At 48.7% G+C, this 3714-nt stretch carries 4 protein-coding genes and 1 pseudogene; all 5 read right to left on the bottom strand.

Annotation, left to right across the window (positions count from 1 at the left end; translation table 11 throughout):
• A pseudogene (locus tag ACSZO4_RS25060) lies at positions 1-101 on the bottom strand (IS30 family transposase); the annotation flags it as partial.
• 65 nt (positions 102-166) lie between these two features.
• On the bottom strand, positions 167-1033 hold the full coding sequence (gene chbR, locus ACSZO4_RS25055; protein ID WP_437891804.1) for a transcriptional regulator ChbR: 867 nt from the start codon (positions 1031-1033) through the stop codon (positions 167-169).
• Between the two features lie 12 nt (positions 1034-1045).
• Complete coding sequence (gene chbA, locus ACSZO4_RS25050; protein WP_437891803.1) at positions 1046-1393, bottom strand: PTS N,N'-diacetylchitobiose transporter subunit IIA; 348 nt, start codon at positions 1391-1393, stop codon at positions 1046-1048.
• 52 nt (positions 1394-1445) lie between these two features.
• On the bottom strand, positions 1446-2804 hold the full coding sequence (gene chbC, locus ACSZO4_RS25045; RefSeq protein ID WP_437891802.1) for a PTS N,N'-diacetylchitobiose transporter subunit IIC: 1359 nt from the start codon (positions 2802-2804) through the stop codon (positions 1446-1448).
• Positions 2805-2972: 168 nt separating this feature from the next.
• Positions 2973-3341 (bottom strand): PTS sugar transporter subunit IIB, encoded by a 369-nt coding sequence (locus ACSZO4_RS25040; protein WP_437891805.1) that lies wholly within the window; start codon positions 3339-3341, stop codon positions 2973-2975.
• Positions 3342-3714 lie beyond the last annotated feature (373 nt).

The raw sequence follows: 3714 nt of genomic DNA, 5'->3' as shown, positions 1-3714 counted from the left end.
CTGACGCCAACACGCTTGCTGAGCTCCGTGAGGCTAATATCATCACCAAACAACAGGGCAATCTGGTATCGTATGCCTTCGGTTAACTGCCGGTACTTCATGTTGCTCGCTCATCTGTGGTAGGAAGAACGGGATAACTTATCGGTAGTTAACCCTTCTTCCCACACTATCCATCCACATGACCGAGCGTTGCACTTATTATCTGAATTCGCGTCTTACGATAATTGCTTGGCGTAAATGAGGTCAGCTTTTTGAATGTTTTAATAAATAAGCTGGGGCTACTGTAGCCTGCTTCGTAAGCAATATCGGTTACCGAGTAATTGGTAATTTCCAGCTGTTTCTTGGCGAAGTTAATGCGAATGTCATTAATAATCTTCATCGGCGTTTTACCATAATAGCGTTGGGTTGCCCGGGTTAAATATTCCTGAGTTTTCCCGGAGAGCCCGACCATCTTTTTCAGCGCCCCTTCGCCAAATTTATGTTTATCGTGCATATCCTCGACGGTATTTTTTAGCCACTGCGGAATGACATCCTGAACCGGCTCCTCGCGGTAGTGCCGTAAACGATTAATGGTGTAAAACGAGACCAGTTCAATAAATTCGTCAAATTCAGTTTCGCGAAAATTCAGCGAAGCAATCACCGATTCGATGTAGCTGAGAAAAGTGCTTTTGATCGCGTAGACCTGCGAAGCGACCAGCTCAAACGGCAGCAGCGGCAGATAGTGTTTCTCAAAGAAACTCCTGCTGATGCCGACGTTAAGAATGCGCGTCGCGCCAAACTCGTAAAAGCTTTGATGGTGCGACCCCATTGGGATGAAGACAAAATCCCCGCGCTCCAGCAGCACCCGTTTGCCATTAATTTCCTGATAATAGCGCCCGGTTAAAACGATGGTGTATTCGTAATAGTCGTGCTGGTGAAGCCCGCTAACGCTTTCCGTCTTGTTGTAGATGACCACATGAAAGTTTTTCCCGTTGAAGAGCTGCTGTTCGCGGGCGGTACTGATTTCTGTGGTCATCATCTTTGGCTGCCTCATCGTGTAGATGGCCTATTGTACCTTCTCATGTAGCTCAATCAATTCCGCGACCAGTTCGCGGGCCAACATTGAGGTCATCAGATGATCCTGCGCGTGAACCAGCACCAGGCTGACCTTCATTTTCCCTTCGCCTTCATCGCTTTCAATCAGCTGAGTCTGTACGCGGTGGGCTTCGCTCAGCGCCACCCGCGACTGCTCCATCATCGCTTTAGCGGCGGCGAAGTCGCCCTGTTTCGCCTGCTTCAGCGCGGCATAGGCCAGGCTGCGGGCCTGTCCGGAGTTGATAATCAGCCCCATCACCACCTCTTCGAGGTCATTTTCAGGCATATCTTCTGCTTCGATATGGTCCAAATCAAACATATTATTCCCTCATTTCTCAGGCGGTACGGGAAATCTCCCGTACCGCTCGACATCAGAATTTCAGTGCGTTAGCGATATCTTCTTCGCTATCTTCCTGCTCGATGGTGCTTTGCGCTTTATTGGAAATCGCGACAAATGGCAGGTAGATCAGGGTCGAGACACCAAGGTTGAACAGCGCCACCAGCAGAGCAGCGACGCTGCCGTTACTGTTAAAGAAGGCGCCCAGACCGGTCGGCATGGTCCACGGGGCCAAGTTGGTCACCGGAGGAATAATCCCCATGCTGTAAGCCGCCAGGGTGATGGCTGCCAGAATCGGCGGCACCAGCACGAACGGGATAAACATCACCGGGTTCATGATAATGGGCAGGCCGAACAGAATCGGTTCGTTAATCTGGAAGATGCCTGACGGCAGCGCCAGCTTAACAACCTGACGATGGTCGGCGCGGCGCGAGCCGATAAAGATGGCGATAATCAGGCCCAGAGTCGCGCCGGAGCCGCCCAGCAGGATGTACGAATCGAGCATCGGTTTGGCCCAGAAGTGGAACTGTTTGCCCGCCTCGATGGCCGCTTCAACGGAACCATACTGGTTATACAGCGCGATGTTTTCCAACGCCCACGGGGTCATGATGCCGTTATCCAGCGCGGTCAGCGCCAGCGAACCGTGTACGCCAAAGAACCACAGCAGGGAGTTGAAAATAACGTACGCCCAGCCGACAACGCTGCCCATCGCCGCCAGCGGCGTGGAGATGGAGTCCATAATAATCTGGTGGAAGTTGCTGCCATACGAGGCCAGCAGCCAGGAGACGATGCCGAAAATCGACAGGATCAGGAAGCCTGGGATCAGCGCCGAGAACGAACGCGATACCGATGACGGCACGCTGTCCGGCAGGGTAATGAACCAGTTGCGACGAATAACGAAGGTAAACAGCTCCGCCACCACCAGACCGATGATCATCCCCGAAATAATGTTTTGCCCGCCCAGCCAGTTGGCGCCTATGGCGTAAGCATCGCCGACGCTATAGGGAGTGACGGTCATAAATGCCGCGACGGCTAACAGCCCGGCGGCCATCGGGTCGACCTTGCGATCTTCCGCCATCGCCGAGCCGATAAAGAACGGCGCCATCAGCGACATAATGCCTAAAGTACCGTTATAAACGTTACCGCCGATAGCTTTAAAGCTGTTTAAGGTTTCAATGGTTGAGGCATCCAGGCGGACCCCCATTGAATAGAAGAAAGAGCCTTCACCAAAGCTGAGAAAGACGTTGTTAATTAATACGAACATGGCCCCGGCGAGGGTCAACGGCATTAATTTAATAAAGCCGTTTTTAACCGCATTAATGTGCGGTTGCTTTCCTATTTTAACAGCAAAAGGAAGGAGTACCTTTTCAAGCGAGTCAATCACTTTACTCATAGTCAATACCCTTTAAAGCCGTAATTGTGCGATTACGGCATAATGATGAAATTACTCTTTGACGGGTAAATAAAATATTTATTATTCGGGCGGCCGGCACGGAAGATATTTCATTAAGCCGAAAATTCGCTTCGCCAGCGACCCGAAAGGTCGAGTTTTAAAATTAAATTATTGTGCAGCAGCTTTCTTAATGGCCGCAACGGCCGCTTTCAAAACACCTAAACCATCAACTTTGCCGTACAGTGCAGAGTCGATCACTTCCACCGGCTTATTGGACAGCCGCTGCTGAATCTCGGGAAGCATATACGCAATCTGTGGGCCTAATAAAATAACGTCAGCTTCCGGTCCCTTCTCCCCTGCGAGAGTTTCAGGAAAAGCTTCAATAATGACCGGCACTTCATATTTTTCAGCTTGGGCACGCATTTTGGATACCAGCAGCGAAGTGGACATTCCCGCAGAACAGAACAAATAGATATGTTTCTTCCCCATAAAAACGCCCTCAGCATTTTGAAATTTACTATCAAAATAATAATTAATCTTGGCAGGTTTATAATTTGAGTATATAGCATCGACTGAAAGCAAAATGATTCACTTCTCCTAAAATTGTTTGCCATTGACCATCCCTACTCCCGCCCCTGCATTTTTTTAAGCGTTAAAATGCAAAACCAGAACCACCTCCAAGTTTTTTAATTTAAAAAAATAAAAACCACGAAGCAATATATTGAAATTAAGCGGTTAATGTAGTGTGATATTCTTTTTTTATAAAATAAAAATTACATATAAATAAGGAATGTAAGATAAGCGCATTCAATACGAAAATCGGTCGTGACGCAGACTTAGGGAAGGTGCGATTTAATCGTCAGTTATGAGAACATAAGGCTTTCTTTGCCATAGATTTTTCACGATGCCC

Source organism: Phytobacter sp. V91 (genome assembly GCF_965644225.1).
Lineage (GTDB): Bacteria > Pseudomonadota > Gammaproteobacteria > Enterobacterales > Enterobacteriaceae > CBFFRJ01.
This window is presented reverse-complemented; position numbering and strand designations above follow the sequence as displayed.